Genomic DNA, 15182 nt, shown 5'->3' on the forward strand with positions numbered 1-15182 from the left:
GCCATGTCATCCGAGCTCGCGCTTGAGGATCTTGCCGGTTGCCGTCAGCGGGAGCCCGTCGGCGAACTCGACGATGCGCGGGTACTTGTAGGCGGCGAGCCGTTCCTTCCCCCAGGCGATGAGTTCGCCTTCGGTGGCGGTGGCGCCGTCCTTGGGGACGATCACGGCCTTGATCTCCTCACCGTGCGACTCGTGGGGAACTCCGATCACGGCGATCAGCGAGACGGCCGGATGCTCCATGAAGAGCTCCTCGATCTCGCGCGGGTAGACGTTGAAGCCGCCACGGATGATCATGTCCTTGGCGCGGTCGACGATGAAGTAGAAGCCGTCGGCATCCCTCCGGGCCAGGTCGCCGGTGCGGAACCAGCCGTCGCGCAGGACTTCGGCGGTCGCCTCGGGCCGCTTGTAGTAGCCCTTCATCACGTTGTGGCCCTTGATCGCGATCTCGCCGATCGCATCCGGGTCACTCTTCACGTCGGACCAGTCGTCATTGATGAGCTTCATCTCCACACCCGGTATGGGCACCCCGATCGACCCGACGCGCGGCGCCTCGCCGAACACCGAGAACGAGGCCACCGGAGAGGTCTCCGACAGCCCGTAGCCCTCCAGGATCGTCACACCGAACCGCTCCTGGAACTCCCGGTGCACCTCGCCCGGGAGGGCGGACCCGCCGGCGACGGCGACCCGGAGGTCGCGGGCGAGGGCGGCGACGTCGACCGACTCGTCCAGTGCGCCGAGCAGCCCCCAGTACATGGTGGGGACGCCGCCGAAGAGCGTCACCCGCTCCTCGGCCATGAGGCGTAGTGCCGCGCGGGGCTCGAACCGCGGCAGCATCACGATGGTGCCGCCGAAGGCGAGGGCGGCGTTCTGGAACACCGTCTGGCCGTAGGAGTGGAACAGCGGCAGCACGCACAGATAGGTGTCCGGACGGTCCGCCGACGTGTCGAACAGCATCTCGTCGATGAGCGCGTTGTCCCGCATGTTCCGGTGCCGCAGCTCCGCACCCTTGGGTACGCCGGTGGTGCCGGACGTGTACAGGATGACGGCCGTGTCGTCCTCGTCCGTGGGCACCGTGTCGAATGCGGGCGGCTGTTCGGCCCAGGGCAGCTCCAGTGAGGGATCGACGACGTACAGGTCGACCTCCGTCCCCTCCGTCGCGGCACGCGCGGTATCGCCGATGGGCAGCTGGGCGGTGCCCTCGAAGGCGACGTACGCCCGGGCGCCGGAATCCCGCAGGTGGTAGGCCACTTCGCGCGCCTTCAGCAGCACGTTCAGCGGCACGACCGTCGCGCCCGCCTTGAGGATGCCGTAGTAGGCCATCGTGAAGTACGGCAGGTTCGGCATGGACAGCGCGACCTTGTCGCCCGGGCGGATGCCCCGTGCCACCAGCAGGTTCGCCACCTGGCAGGCCGCCGCGTCCACCTGCGCGTAGGACAGCCGACTGTCGCCGAAAACGATCGCGGTGCGGTCCGCGTACCGTGCGGCCGAGCCCTCCAGGAGCTCGGCGAGGTTGTATTCGGTCACCACGCGCCCACGTTCCACTCGTACGACATACACACTCCTTTGTCGCGGGTCGCCCTCGCGTCCGTGGACGCCGGGCGGGTGCGTCAGGGGGCGGTCGGACGGCAACGCGACGACCGACTTCCGGCTTCCGGCTTCTCAGATCCCTCCCAGGCCCACGTACGCCGGGTCGGGGTTCCTCCATGCCTTGCGCCTGCGTGCGTCACGTCGGCACCCGGAAACCAAGAGCCCCTTGACATGAGAGTATTAACGGCAACACTGTATCCATTACCTGGGTCCAAGACAAGCGAAGACCAGAGAGAGGCCCTTGATGGAGGACGTGTACGAGCTGGCGGCGATCGCCGCGTTCTGCGCGTTGCACTGGTTCGCCTGGAAACGGCTGTTCCGTGACACGACGCGGGGGCCGGGCCGGGCTCGCCGGGCGGGCGCGGCCGTCCTGGTCCTGGGCCCGCTGCCGGCGGCCGTGACCTGGGCGGCCGAGCGCTCAGGCGCCCCGTTCCGGCTCCAGCAGATCCTGGCCTGGCCTGGTTACCTGTGGCTCGCGCTGTCGCTCTACCTCATCCTGGCGCTGCTCGCCGGGGAGTTGGTGCGGCCCGTGCTGCGCCGGGTCGTGCTGCGCCGGGCCGTGGGCGGCGGAAGGGGCCGCTCGCGGGAGGAAACAACCGTCGTACATCCACCCCCGCCCGCACGGACGGGGGCAGGTGCCGGGCAGGGCAGGCGCGAGCCCGAGGGCGGGTCCGCCCCCGGTGCCGGGTCCGTCATGCCGGCCCCCGAGGCCAGGACCGTCATACCGAGCCGGGCCACGGGCCACAACGCACCCTCTGACCTCTCCCGTCGCCTCTTCGTCTCCCGGACGATCGCCGGAGCCGCGGCGGTCACCGCCGTCGGGACCGTCGGTTACGGCACCTACGCCGTGTTGCGCGGGCCCGGGGTCAAGCGGGTCACCGTCCCGCTGGCCAAACTGCCCAGGGCCGCGCACGGCTTCAGGATCACCGTCGTCAGTGACATCCACCTCGGTCCGATACTGGGCCGTGGCTTCGCCCAGAAAGTCGTGGACACCATCAACTCGACCCAGCCCGACCTCATCGCCGTGGTCGGCGATCTGATCGACGGCAGCGTCGAGGACCTCGGCCCGTCCGTGGCGCCACTGGCACAACTCACGGCGCGGCACGGCGCGTTCTTCGTGACCGGGAACCACGAGTACTACTCGGGCGCCGAGCCGTGGGTCCGGCACGTACGGGACCTTGGACTGCGCCCGCTGGAGAACGACCGCACGGAGCTTGCCCACTTCGACCTCGCCGGTGTGAACGACGTCTCGGGCGAGGAGGAGGGCGACGGACCCGACTTCGCACGAGCCCTCGGCGACCGGGACCGCACGCGCTCCTCGGTCCTGCTCGCGCACCAGCCGATCGTCATCCATGACGCCGTCCGGTACGGCGTCGACCTGCAGCTCTCCGGCCACACCCACGGCGGCCAGATGTGGCCCGGCGGCCTCCTCGCGAGCCTCAGCAATCCCACGGTGTCCGGACTCGAACGCTACGAGAACACACAGCTGTACGTCACGAGGGGCGCCGGAGCCTGGGGCCCGCCGGTCCGGGTGGGCGCACCCTCCGACATCACGGTCGTGGAACTCGCCTCCCGGAGCGCCTGAGCGGTGTCTGCGAGCCCGGTCCCGCGTCGGGGCCCGTGCCCGGCCGGGGCGGCGTCGACGGGAGTACTCCGGACGGTGTACTCCCGCGGCCGCGTCCCGTGGGCCCGCCGGCGTCCGTGTTCCGCCGCCCGTCGCAGGTGCCCGTGGCGATCGGCGCCCGTCCGGTGCGGACCAGGGGGGTGGCGCCCTCCCCGGATGAGAACGTCCGGGCCAATTCTGTACTGCCTCATCAGTACTGAGACTTCCGTCCAGAGCATGACGATGACAGACCCGCCCCCCGAAACCCTTGGGGGACCCGAAACGCAGATGTGGAGACCCCTCGTGGCGACTTTCCTTTACAAACTGGGCCGTCTGGCCTTCCGGCGGCGCTGGTACGTCGCCCTGATGTGGCTGGCCACGATGGCCGGCGTCGTCTTCGCCGCCTCCCAGGCCGAGGGAACCTCCGCCGAGGGGTTCTCCATGCCGGGCATCGAGGCTCAGCAGGCGTTCGACCTGGCGCAGGAGCGCTTCCCCGGAACCACCGTCGAAAGCGCGAGCGCCCAGGTCGTCTTCGTCGCGCCGGACGGGCAGAAGGTGACCGCGTCCGACAACAGGGCGGCCGTCGAGAAGGCCGTTGCGGAGCTGGCCGACAGTCCCCAGGTCAACAGGGTCGACGACCCCTTCCAGACCGAGGCGGTCAGTAAGGACGGCTCGACGGCGTACGCGACCGTGACGTACAAGGTCAAGGACGTCGATGTCACCGACGCCAGCAAGGATGATCTTTACCAGGCAGTCGACCAGGCTCGGGACGCGGGCCTGACGGTCGAGGCCGGCGGCGAGGCGCTGAACAGCGGCAGTGGACCGGGCGGCACGGCCGAGCTGATCGGTATCGCGATCGCCGCCCTCGTGCTGCTGATCGCCTTCGGCTCGATGGCCGCCGCCGGACTGCCGCTGCTGACCGCGCTCATAGGTGTCGTCGTGAGCCTGTGTTCGGTCACGGCGGTGGCCAACTTCTTCGGGCTGTCCGACACGGCCAGCACGCTGGCCACCATGCTGGGCCTCGCGGTCGGTATCGACTACGCCCTGTTCATCGTCTCCCGCTACCGCGAGGAGCGTGCGAAGGGCCGTGCCCCGCAGGAGGCGGCCGGGCTTGCGGTCGGTACCGCCGGGTCGGCGGTCGTCTTCGCCGGGCTCACCGTCGTCATCGCGCTGGTGGGCCTGTCGGTGGTGGGCATCCCGACGCTCACCAAGATGGGTATGGCCGCCGCCGGTGCGGTCGTCGTCGCCGTACTGGTCGCTCTGACGCTGGTCCCCGCCTTGTTCGGCTTCTGGCCGAACGCCGCGCTCTCGCGGGCCGCCCGCAAGACCGCCCGCGACGGCGGCACGATCAAGGAGAGCACCGAGGACAACGGGGGCACCCGCTGGTCGCGGTTCGTGCTGCGCCGTCCCATCCCCGTGCTGCTGCTCGGCGTGGCGGGCCTCGGAGCGATCGCGGTGCCGATGGCGAACCTGCAGTTGGGCATGCCCGGCGACGAGGCGAAGTCGACCTCCACCTCCGAGCGCCGGGCCTATGACGCGCTGGCCGAGGGCTTCGGGCCGGGCTTCAACGGGCCGCTGACCATCGTCGTGGACGCCAAGGGCGCCTCGGACCCGAAGGGGGCGGCGCAGACGATCTCAGAGGAGGTCGCCGCCACGAAGGGGATCGTGACCGTCTCCCCGGCCCAGTTCAACGACGCCGGCGACACCGCGGTCTTCCAAGCCGTGCCCTCGACCGCTCCGACGGCCGAGAAGACCAAGGACCTTGTGGAGGCCATCCGGGCCGAGCGTCCCGGAATCGAGTCCGAGGCAGGGGCGACCTTCCAGGTCACCGGTAACACCGCGGTGAACATCGACATCGCCGCCGCGGTCCAGGCCGCCCTGCTCCCCTATCTCGCGGTCGTGATCGGTCTGGCCTTCGTACTGCTGCTGGTGGTCTTCCGGTCCGTGCTCATCCCCATCAAGGCGGCTCTCGGCTTCCTGCTGTCGGTGCTGGCGGCTCTCGGCTCGGTCGTCCTGGTCTTCCAGTACGGCTACGGCGCCGACCTGCTGGGCGTGGAGCAGACCGGGCCGATCATGAGCCTGATGCCGATCTTCCTGGTGGGCATCGTCTTCGGACTCGCCATGGACTACGAGGTCTTCCTCGTGGCGCGGATGCGCGAGGCGTACGTCCGCGGTGAGCGGCCCGCACAGGCCATCACCACCGGCTTCCGCCACAGCGCCCGGGTCGTGGTCGCCGCCGCGCTGATCATGATCGCGGTCTTCGCCAGCTTCGTCGCCGAGACCGACTCCATGATCAAGATGATCGGATTCGGCCTGGCCGTCGCCATCCTCTTCGACGCCTTCGTGGTCAGGATGGCGATCGTGCCGGCCGTCCTCGCCCTGCTGGGTGACCGGGCCTGGTGGCTGCCGGCCTGGCTGGACCGGCTGCTGCCCCACGTCGACATCGAAGGCGAGGCGCTCACCCACCGGGCGGCCGACGGCCTCGACGCGGACTCGGACGGCCGTGTCACGGACAGCAATGCCTCAGACACTCCCGTCGGGGTCCACGTCTGATCCACTTAGCTTTCCCGAGCCGCCCGTGGTGTCCCACGGGCGGCTCCCGCCACCCGATGGGAACGCCGTGCCCCGCCCACAGGAGAGCCAATGATCACCAGCTGGACGCGCGGCACGGAGGGGCGCCGCCGTGCCGGCCGCCGTGTCCTCGACATGCTGACGGCCCTGGCACTGTGGGTGTGCGTCGTGCTCGGCGACTCGCTCACCACCCGGGACGGTGCGCCGCCGCCCCCCGCCGAGTGGCCCGCCGACGCTCTCGCCGCGCTCTCCTGTCTGGCCCTGCTGGCGAGTCGTCGGCACCCGCGTGCCGCCCTCGTCGTGACGGCGGTCTTTACGATGATCACCGTCACCCTGGGGTACTACCTCACCCCCCTGCTCCTGGGGCCCGTCATGGCCGGTCTGTACCGGCTCGCTGCGCGGACCGACGCCAGGTCCACCCACGCCTACGGCTTCACGACATTCGCGGCGCTGATCTGCACGTCCGTGATCACCAATCCGACGGATGTCCAGGTGGCCGGTCCCCTGCTCTGGCTGCTGCTGCCCCTCGCCTGGGGACACACCGCCCGGCTCCAGGGCGCCTATCTGGAGGCCGTGCAATCCCGTGCCGAACACGCCGAGCGCACCCGCGAGGAGGAAGCACGCCACCGCGTCGTCGAGGAACGCATGCGAATCGCCCGAGATCTGCACGACGTCGTCGCCCATCACATGGTCCTGGCCAACCTGCAGGCCCGGACAGCCGAATACTTCGCCCGTACCCGTCCGGAGCAGTCACAAAAGATCCTCGCCGAGCTGACCGGCACCACCAGCTCGGCACTGCGCGAGCTCAAGGCCACGGTCGGAGTCCTGCGCCAGGACGACGACCCCGACTCCGCTCCCCTGGAACCGGCTCCCGGACTCGACCGGCTGCCTGAGCTGATCGCCGCATGCGAGTCCGCCGGAATCAACGTCACCGTCACCACCGAGGGGGAGCCCCGGCCGCTGTCACCGGGCGTGGACCTGACCGCGTTCCGGATCGTGCAGGAAGCGCTCACCAACGTCACCAAGCACGCGGCGTCGAAAGCCGCGCACATACGGCTCGACTACGCGCACACCCGCCTGCTCATCACGGTCACGAACGAGGAAGCCGCCACCGTCCCGGACACCGCCGGATCCGGCTCAGGCCGTGGCTTCGGCCTCATGGGCATGCGGGAACGGGCCCATTCCGTGGGCGGCGAACTACGGGCCGGCCCCCGAGCCGCAGGCGGCTTCGAGGTCACCACCGCACTGCCGCTGCACCTTGCCGCCTCGGAGAAAGAAGGAACCACATGACGATCCGTGTCCTGCTCGCCGACGACCAGGCCCTGCTGCGGGCCACTTTCCGGGCCCTGATCGACTCCTGCGACGACATGGAGGTCGTCGGCGAGGCTTCCAACGGCAGGGAGGCCGTGGAACTCGCCCGTGTCCACCACCCCGACATCGTCGTCATGGACATCCGTATGCCCGGCACGGACGGCCTCACCGCCACCGCTGCGATCTGCGACGATCCAGGGCTGGCCACCACCCGCGTCCTCGTCCTCACCACCTTCGAAACCGAGGAGTACGTCGCCCGAGCCCTGTACGCCGGCGCGAGCGGCTTCCTCGGCAAGGACGTCACGGTCGACGAACTCCACACCGGCATCCGCACCGTGGCCCACGGCGAGACGCTTCTCTCGTCCGGCGCCACGCGCTCCCTCATCACCCGCTTCCTCACCACCCGCACCCCCGGCGCCCACCTGGTGCCCCCCGCACGGCTGGCCGAGCTCACGGTCCGCGAGCGCGAGGTCATGGCGCTGGCCGCCGAGGGCAGGTCCAACACGGAGATCGCCGACGACCTGGGGATCAGCCCGCTGACCGTACGCACCCACATCCAGCGCGCCATGACCAAACTGCGGGTCCGCGACCGCGCCCAGCTGGTCGTCATCGCCTACCAGACCGGTCTCGTACAGCCCCCTCCGCCCGCCGCCTGACCATGGCCGGGCCATCGGATCCACAGTTTGGCCCCGGCCGGCGACGCGTCAACGTCCTGTGGGCCCCGATCCGTGATCGGCGGTCACCAAGTACCGCAGCCAGTGACTACAGCTGCTTGACAACAGCATCAGGTGAGCGGCATCCAGGACGACATGCCCGGGTTGATGCCCGCCGCCACGGCCACGGGGTCGGCGCCGTCCGGAAGCGGGAGGGCCATGGCGACCGCCATCCGCTCGGCGTACGTGCCCCAGGGGGCCTCGATCTCGCCGGTGTACACCAGTGCGCCGTCGGCGGTGCGGGCGACCGCGTCCACGCCCGGTACGAGCGGGTACTGCCCGGTACTGCTGTAGTGCTTGCCGGAGGCCCTGGCGCGCACGATGGGGTGGATCGCGGCGGCGACCAGGTCGACGGTTCGCAGGCCCCGGCCGGCCTGGGGCTCGGGAAAGTCCAGGTACTCGGGGGCCGCGCCTGCCGTCGTCACTACTGCCGCCTTCATCACTGCTCTCCTTTGACTGGGAAGCACACTGCGGTCCCGCGTCGCTCGGGGTTGCGCCCCCGACGCCGAAGACCGGCGATCGCATGCCGGGTGGGCCGACAACCATTTTATCGGGTACAGTGTAGCCATAAATTCGCCCCCCGGCCTCGGGTCATTTTCAGAGGGGCGCCACAGGAATAACGGCTACAGTGACACCGGAAACTTATCTTTCTGACATCCGCGCGTCAGGAAGGCGGCTGAGAGGGGGATCGATACATGGCTTCGGAGGCACCGCCCGTTCCGGGCAGTCCCGCCTGGTGGGTGGGGCGGACGCCCGCTCCCGCGTACCGCCGTGGGCGTCCCCCGATGGACGTCGGCCGGATCGTCGACACGGCTCTGCGGCTCATCGACGAAGTCGGGGTCCAGGCGCTGACCCTGCGCATGCTCGCCGACGCCCTGCACTCGGGCACGGCGACGCTCTACCGCCACCTCAGAAGCAAGGAAGAACTCCTCGCCCTCGTGGCCGACAGCATCCTGGGCGGTGTACGCGTCCCGTCCGAGCGGACGGACGGCCTGTCCTGGCGGGAAGCCGCGACCGTCACCGCGGACTCCTTCTACGAATCCCTGCGTCGGCACCCCCGTGCCGTGCCCTTGCTGGCGGCCCAGGTCCACGTCGGCCCGGGCGGCCTGCGCGTAAGGGAACGGCTCATCCAGCTACTCCTGAGCCATGGGTTCTCCACCGGCCTGGCCGCCCGAACCTTCACCGCCCTGGGGCACTACGTGATCGGCCTGGCCATCCAGCAGCACGGCCCGAAAACACCGCGTCCCGAGGATCAGATGCACCTGCGGGACTACTACCGTTCCCTGGACCCGGCCACCTACCCGGCCACGTCGGCCGCGGCCGACGCCCTGACTTCCGTATCCCCGCACGAGGAGTTCCGGTTCGGCCTGGACCTGCTCCTCGACGGCCTCGAACAGGCCAGACGCACACCGTCCGAGGTAGCCGGAGAGCACCGCGGGCTCGCATGATCCCAGGCCGGACATCGCGCGACCACGCCGAAGCCGGGGCACCCGGCACCGGCACCCGGTCCCAGTGGTACCGCGGTACCACTCGAGCACCCAAGATTCCCCCGTCGTCCCAGGATTCGTGCCCGCCACGCCCGCAGTTTCGAATGCAGGCACCGCGGCCGAGTTCGAGGCAGGAAAGGCCCATCACCATGATCGAAGCGCGTGAGCTGACGAAGCGATACGGCGACAAGACGGTCGTCGACAACCTGAGCTTCACCGTCAAGCCCGGCGAGGTGACCGGCTTCCTGGGCCCCAACGGCGCGGGCAAGTCCACGACGATGCGCATGATCGTCGGCCTGGACTCCCCCACCAAGGGCTCGGTCACCGTCGCCGGCCGTTCCTACGCCAAGCACGCCGCACCGCTGCACGAGATCGGCACCCTGCTGGAGGCCAAGTCCGTCCACCCCGGGCGCAGCGCGTTCAACCACCTGATGGCACTCGCCCACACCCACGGAATTCCGCGCCGCCGGGTGGACGAGGTCATCGAACTGGCCGGGCTGACCAGCGTGGCCGGCAAGCGGGTGGGCGCCTTCTCGCTCGGCATGGGCCAGCGGCTCGGCATCGCCACGGCGCTGCTCGGCGACCCTGCGATCGTCATGCTCGACGAACCCGTCAACGGTCTCGACCCCGAAGGCGTGCTGTGGGTGCGCAACCTCCTGCGCTCGCTGGCCGACGAAGGGCGGGCCGTGATGCTCTCCTCGCACCTGATGAGCGAGACCGCGCTGATCGCCGACCACCTGGTCATCATCGGACGCGGCCGGCTGCTCGCCGACACCACCGTCGACGACTTCACCCAGGAGGCCGGCGGTGGCGGCATACGGGTCGCCACCGCCGAGGCCATGAAACTGCGTTCGCTGCTGGCCGGCCCGGACGTCACGATCACCTCTTCCTCCAACGAGGAGCTACTGGTCTCCGGACGGGACGCCCGCGAGATCGGGGCGATCGCCGCCCGGAACGGCATCGCGCTGCACGAACTCACCCCGCAGTCCGTCTCCCTGGAGGCGGCCTTCATGGACCTCACCCGCGACGTCGTCGAGTACCAGAGCGCTCCGGCCGACACCGAACGAAAGGCCGCCTGATGCCCACCACCGCACTGCGCCGCACCCAGCGCCCCGGCAAGGACGACAACCTCTCCACAGCACCCGATCCCCACACATCCGCCACGCGATACAAGGTGACCGGCATCCGGGTGCTGCGTTCGGAGTGGGCCAAGTTCTGGTCGCTGCGCTCCAGTTGGATCACCCTGGGCGTGGCCGTGTTCCTGCTGGTTCTCTTCGGGGCGATCGCCTCCTTTACCTACAGTGCCGACGCCACGGCCGGAGGGGGGCCCGCCCCGGGGGGCGGCAGCGGCGACAGCGACGCCGTGAGCCTGGCCCTGACCGGGGTGACCTTCGCGTCGCTGGCCGTGGGCGTGCTCGGGGTGCTGCTCGCCGCGGGCGAGTACGGCACCGGCATGATCCGCTCGACCCTCGCCGCGGTACCGCGCCGGCTGCCGGTTCTGTGGTCCAAGGCCGCCGTGATCGGGCCGATCGTCCTGGTCCTCACCGTGATCGGCGCCCTGGCCGCCTTCCAGCTGGGGACCCCGGGCCTGGACGGCGAGAAGATCGCCCTGTCCCTGGGCGACGACGGCGTGCTGCGCAGCCTGGCCGGCGCGGGCGTCTACCTGTCCCTGGTGGCCGTGTTCGGCGTGGCACTCGGCATGCTGATCCGCTCCTCCGCCGGAGCGATCGCGGTCCTCGTCGGCACCCTGCTCATCCTCCCCGGCCTGGCCTCGCTGCTGCCCGACTCGCTCTACGACACCATGAATCCCTATTTCCCCAGCAACGCGGGCTCGGCGGTCTACGCCCTGAACCAGTCCTCCGACGCCCTCTCGCCCGGGGCGGGCATCGCGGTCTTCGCCGGCTGGGTGGCGCTGACTCTCGCCGGCGCCGCCTACCGGCTCCGCAAGTCCGACGCCTGACCCAGGTACGAGGACGATGGTGGCCATGAGCCCGCGCCGCACGCCGGCCGGCGGGGACACCGCCCGAGGGACGGCATCAGCCCCGCCGTCCCTCGGGTTCGACGCCCCGTGGGCGCACCCGCTCCCGGGCCGTCTGCCGCGCGACCAGAGCCGTCGGCAGCGGCTGGACCGCCGGCATCCCTGGCTGCTCGACACCTCGGTAGTGCTGGCCGTCGCCCTGATCAGCCTGCCCGACCTGCTGCTGGGCAGCGGCAACTCCCCTCAGTCGGTGGAGCGACGAACAACACCGTCAGCGGGCGAGGATGTCCGTGACCGACTCGGTCACGTGGACCCGGTGCTCGTACTCGCGTGTGCCGACGTCGTCCTGCGGTCCCCGTCCGGCGCCGGGCCGGCCGGTCCGGGCAGCCCGCTGGGACCGGCTTCTGGGACCGGACGTCCGAGGGCCGACTCGGTGCTCTCGCCGAGGAAGCCGCCCGACTGGTGCTGCCACAGCTTGGCGTAGGCGCCCTCCGCCACGAGCAGTTGCTCGTGGGTGCCCTGCTCGACGACGCGTCCATGGTCGAGGACGACGAGACGGTCCATGCCGGCGACGGTGCTCAGGCGGTGGGCGACCACGAGGGCCGTACGTCCGTCCATCAACCGCCACAAGGCGTCCTGGACGAGGAGCTCGCTCTCCGAGTCCAGCGCGCTGGTCGCCTCGTCGAGCAGCAGGATCGGGGCGTCGCGCAGGATGGCCCTGGCGAGGGCGACGCGCTGGCGCTGGCCGCCCGAGAGTTTCACTCCCCGCTCCCCCACCAGGGTGGCGAAGCCTTCGGGGAGTTGGTCGGCGAACTCCGTGACGTGCGCGGCCGCGGCCGCGGCGTGGATCTCCTCGTCGGTCGCGCCCGGCCGGGCGAAGGCGATGTTGTCCCGCAGGCTGCGGTGGAACATGGCGGGTTCCTGCGGGACGTAGGCGATCAGTGAGCGCAGGTCGCTCTGGTGCAGCCGGCTGATGTCCTGCCCACCGATCAGGATGCGTCCGTCGTCGATGTCCGACATCCGCAGCAGGAGCCGGGTGAGCGTGGTCTTGCCGCCGCCGGACCTGCCGACCAGGCCGATCCGTGCGCCTGCGGGCGCGTCCAGGTCGAGTCCCTGGAAAATCGGCTTCGCGCCCGCGTGGGCGAACGTCACCGCCTCGAAGCGGATGCTGGTGTCCCGCGGTGCGAGCGGTTCGGGTTTCGTCGGGTCGAGCACGGTGGGCGGATCCAGCAGCAGTTCGGTGAACTGCGCGGCCTCGGTCATCGAGCTTTCCAGTCGCCGGTAGATCTGGTTGAACTCGAACATGATCTGGGTGGCGTTGGAGTAGTACGTGAAAGCGACGACGATCTCCTCGACTCCCTGGCCCGAGCCACCGAAGGCGATGGCGACCAACAGACCCAGCACGTTGGTCAGTACGGACATGGGGGCGATCAGGATGTCGACGCGCAGATTGCCGTAGTCCCACGACCTCAGCGTCAGGCGCCGGGAATCCGCGACACGGCTGCGGTGTTCGTCGGACTCCCGCCGCTCGGCCGCGAACGCCCGGATGGTCTCCATGTTCGCGAGGCTGTCGGCGACGTGGCCGGAGACCCGGGCGATCGCCGCCTCACGGTCGTTGACGAGCCTTTGCCGGCGACGGATCAGAGGCGTCGCGGCCACCACGGTCAGCGCGATCATCACAAGAAGGCCGGCGACGAGCATCGGTTCGTAGCTCCACAGCACCACGGCACCGAACACCAGGGGGATGAGACTGCCCACGATCCGGTACGTCACCGTGTCGACGAAGTCCTCGAAGCGCTTGCCGAAGCTCAGCACCCGTTTGGTCAGCGAGCCGGCGAAGTTGTCGTGGAAGAACGCCGCGTCCTTGGCGAGGAGTTCGTCCATGCCGCTCACGTACAGGTGTTCCATGCCGAGGGCGTCCACGCGGTTCAGACAGTGCTGCCCGACCCGCCACACGGCCTCGGCCAGCAGCAGCGTCACGCCGAAGCCCACCACGTACGGCAGCGCCGAGCTGAGGGTGAGACCGCCGTCGTCGGCTGCCTGTCCCACCAGTTTGGCGATCAGCAGGGGGGCGACGTAGCGGATCCCGATGTTGCCCACGGCCGGCAGCAGCAGCGCAGGCAGGGCCAGCCGCCGTAGTCGCAGCAGTTCCCGGCCGTAGCGGCGCAGCGCCAGAACGACCGCGCTCCTGCCCGGCGTCGGCCCTCGCGTATCTGTTGTCCCCATCACACTCCCGGAGGTCGGAAGACGGAAGTGTCCCGTCGAGGAAGGCCCCCAGTCCAGGCATTTACCGCGGATTGGCGAGAACCGGACAACGCTGCTTTCGGCGTACGCAACGGAGGTAGCCAGTGGTGAGCTCGCGGTAGTTGGTGCGGCCACCGTCGTATTTCAAGGCCTGGCGCTGTAGACGTTCACCTATCCGGTTCTGACCGCGGCTCCGTGAGCGATCGACTCGATGCGGTACAGGCCGACCGTCCGCTGATCGCAGTCGCCATGGAACCCGAGAGTCCTGGCCGCACCGCCTCCTCCGTCATGACGGTCGTGGACGAGCTGCTGGCGTTCCACGACTTCCCCGCCGAGCACTGGATCCACTTGCACACCACGGGTCCGATCGACTCCGCCCAGCAGCGGTGGCGGGCCCTGAACGCGCGCCCCGCCTCGTCGCCCTGGTCCGGGCCGGAGCCCGCTTCGAAGGAGGCCGGCTCGTCGAACGGCCACAGACGACCGCGGCATGAATAGGGTGGCGGACCTGCCTCAAGTTCGGGATCATCCGGCCATGTTGGATGGCGCGCCAGGACAGGACCCTCCGGTCGGCTTCAGGTTCCGGCCATATCGCGGCGACGAAGACCACGGCCCTATGGCCGCGGTGCGGCTGGGGTGTGCTGAACGGGACCGGGTCGACGCCCATTCCGTCGTAGAAGGGCTCCCGACAGCGGCCGAGATCGCCGAAGCCTCTGCCAAGCTGGAGGAGCCGTCCAAGAACCAGATCCTGGTGGTGCACGACGGGAGCGTCGTCGGCCACTCGACGATCCGGTGGTGGCAGGAGCGGGACGACACGTGGCTGTACCTGCACCGCGGCCACCTCTTGCCCGAGCATCGAGGCCAGGGCATCGGCTCCGCCATGCTGAGCTGGGCCGAAGAGCGGATCCGCCAGCTCGTCGAACAGCATGGAACGGTGCGGACGGCAGTGATCGGCGCGAACGCCATGACTTCCGAGCAGGACACCACGGCGCTTCTGCTCTCAGCCGGCTACCGACGCGTCTTCAGCCTGGTCGAGCTGGAGCTGGGCGATCTGCGGCGGTTGCCCGAGCGGGGCGGCGAACTGCCGGCCGGGATACGGACGGGGCCGATCGAGACAAGCCACTACCGGGCAGCCTGGAGGACGGTCGTCGATTCGTATGCGGACACCGGCTTCACTCAGAAATGGCCTTTCCAGGACTTCGTCGACACCGCCGACCCGGCATGCTGGAGGGCCGCATGGAATGGGCAGGAGATGGTGGGCGTCGCCCTCTGCTCCATCCGCCGTCACGACCACACCGTGGGCGAGGTTGAAGAGCTGAGTATCCGGACGGACCAGCGACGCCTCGGAATCGGCCGGGCCCTGCTGCTGGACGGGCTGCGGAGCCTTCGCGGGCAGGGCGCGACGACCGCCCGGCTGTTCACAGGCACGGCGAACCCGCACCGGTCCTACGATCTTTACGAGAGTGTGGGGTTCCGGCGGCAGAACGAGTACGTCCGATACCGCAAGCCGCTTGCTTGACCGACCGGTCAAGGGGCTGTCCGATCAGTCCACGCGCCGGCGCTGGAAACGGCGGGCGCTGTCCGGGGCGAGACCGGCGCGACGTGCGATGTCCTCGACCAGGGGAGGTCGGCGGTGGTGAAGTTACCCGCCCTTTTGACCGCTGTTGGCCGATGCCGTCAGCAGCGGGGAG

The 15182-nt window shown here is 69.8% G+C and carries 11 protein-coding genes and 1 pseudogene; 9 read left to right on the top strand and 3 right to left on the bottom strand.

Annotated elements, in window-relative coordinates; genetic code table 11:
• Positions 1 to 6 precede the first annotated feature (6 nt).
• Positions 7 to 1524 (bottom strand): long-chain-fatty-acid--CoA ligase, encoded by a 1518-nt coding sequence (locus tag I8N67_RS21260; protein ID WP_443729045.1) that lies wholly within the window; start codon positions 1522 to 1524, stop codon positions 7 to 9.
• 307 nt (positions 1525 to 1831) lie between these two features.
• Here I8N67_RS21260 and I8N67_RS21265 point away from each other — a divergent pair, with 307 nt between their 5' ends.
• From I8N67_RS21265 to I8N67_RS21280, 4 genes are all read left to right on the top strand, one after another.
• Positions 1832 to 3172 carry a metallophosphoesterase gene (locus I8N67_RS21265; protein ID WP_200304748.1) on the top strand — a complete coding sequence of 447 codons (1341 nt, stop codon included), beginning with the start codon at positions 1832 to 1834 and terminating at the stop codon, positions 3170 to 3172.
• 321 nt (positions 3173 to 3493) lie between these two features.
• Positions 3494 to 5743, top strand: a complete 2250-nt coding sequence (locus I8N67_RS21270) for an MMPL family transporter (RefSeq protein WP_200304749.1) — start codon at positions 3494 to 3496, stop codon at positions 5741 to 5743.
• 90 nt (positions 5744 to 5833) lie between these two features.
• Positions 5834 to 7051, top strand: a complete 1218-nt coding sequence (locus tag I8N67_RS21275; protein ID WP_200304750.1) for a sensor histidine kinase — start codon at positions 5834 to 5836, stop codon at positions 7049 to 7051.
• Complete coding sequence (locus tag I8N67_RS21280; RefSeq protein ID WP_200304751.1) at positions 7048 to 7728, top strand: response regulator transcription factor; 681 nt, start codon at positions 7048 to 7050, stop codon at positions 7726 to 7728. The genes I8N67_RS21275 and I8N67_RS21280 overlap by 4 nt, the downstream gene beginning before the upstream one ends.
• Before the next feature lie 128 nt (positions 7729 to 7856).
• Here I8N67_RS21280 and I8N67_RS21285 read toward each other — a convergent pair whose 3' ends face one another.
• Entirely contained in the window at positions 7857 to 8225 is a 369-nt protein-coding gene (locus I8N67_RS21285; protein ID WP_200304752.1) for a zinc-binding alcohol dehydrogenase family protein, read from the bottom strand.
• 255 nt (positions 8226 to 8480) lie between these two features.
• On the opposite strand from I8N67_RS21285, the gene I8N67_RS21290 reads away from it, so the two are divergent.
• From I8N67_RS21290 to I8N67_RS21300, 3 genes are all read left to right on the top strand, one after another.
• Entirely contained in the window at positions 8481 to 9233 is a 753-nt protein-coding gene (locus I8N67_RS21290; RefSeq protein WP_200304753.1) for a TetR/AcrR family transcriptional regulator C-terminal domain-containing protein, read from the top strand.
• A gap of 188 nt (positions 9234 to 9421) precedes the next feature.
• On the top strand, positions 9422 to 10351 hold the full coding sequence (locus I8N67_RS21295) for an ABC transporter ATP-binding protein (RefSeq protein ID WP_200304754.1): 930 nt from the start codon (positions 9422 to 9424) through the stop codon (positions 10349 to 10351).
• The gene (locus I8N67_RS21300; RefSeq protein WP_200304755.1) at positions 10351 to 11232 is read left to right on the top strand and encodes an ABC transporter permease; all 882 of its coding nucleotides are present in this window, start codon (positions 10351 to 10353) and stop codon (positions 11230 to 11232) included. The genes I8N67_RS21295 and I8N67_RS21300 overlap by 1 nt, the downstream gene beginning before the upstream one ends.
• A 321-nt stretch (positions 11233 to 11553) precedes the next feature.
• Here I8N67_RS21300 and I8N67_RS21305 read toward each other — a convergent pair whose 3' ends face one another.
• Complete coding sequence (locus I8N67_RS21305; RefSeq protein WP_200304756.1) at positions 11554 to 13476, bottom strand: ABC transporter ATP-binding protein; 1923 nt, start codon at positions 13474 to 13476, stop codon at positions 11554 to 11556.
• A gap of 318 nt (positions 13477 to 13794) precedes the next feature.
• On the opposite strand from I8N67_RS21305, the pseudogene I8N67_RS44910 reads away from it, so the two are divergent.
• Positions 13795 to 13985: pseudogene (locus tag I8N67_RS44910) on the top strand (IS256 family transposase); the annotation flags it as partial.
• 41 nt (positions 13986 to 14026) lie between these two features.
• Positions 14027 to 15010: a GNAT family N-acetyltransferase gene (locus I8N67_RS21315; protein ID WP_200304757.1), complete on the top strand. Its 984-nt coding sequence runs from the start codon at positions 14027 to 14029 to the stop codon at positions 15008 to 15010.
• Positions 15011 to 15182: the final 172 nt, after the last annotated feature.

This window comes from Streptomyces adelaidensis (assembly GCF_016598475.1).
Taxonomy (GTDB): domain Bacteria; phylum Actinomycetota; class Actinomycetes; order Streptomycetales; family Streptomycetaceae; genus Streptomyces; species Streptomyces adelaidensis.